Raw genomic sequence first — 269 nt, 5'->3', positions numbered from 1 at the left:
ACCATTGTTTGCAGCACTTGCGCAATGCAGCTCACACGATCGCCTCCCTCCTTGCGGAATACCTGACATGGGTATACGTTTGACTAGTACACGTACCCGGTAGGGGTACTCCCGACGTACAACCCGACATACAAGGAGGACACCTGATGGCTCCGAACGATTACCAGGTGACGGGCATGACCTGCGGCCACTGCGAGATGTCGATCCGCGAGGAGGTCAGCGAGATCCCCGGCGTCCAGGACATCCAAGTCAGCGCGCAGACCGGCAAG

The 269-nt window shown here is 58.7% G+C and carries 1 protein-coding gene; it reads left to right on the top strand.

The genetic code is table 11. The annotated features are described in order from the left end of the window. Window positions 1-146: 146 nt before the first annotated feature. Window positions 147-269, top strand: a 123-nt coding sequence (locus tag KVS67_RS12035) for a heavy-metal-associated domain-containing protein (protein WP_217565452.1), incomplete at its 3' end; no start/stop codon positions are given.

Origin of the sequence: Micrococcus sp. GbtcB5, assembly GCF_019091605.1 — a bacterium.
Lineage (GTDB): Bacteria > Actinomycetota > Actinomycetes > Actinomycetales > Micrococcaceae > Micrococcus > Micrococcus luteus.
The sequence above is the reverse complement of the archived record's forward strand: the minus strand, read 5'-3'. Positions and strand labels throughout refer to the sequence as shown.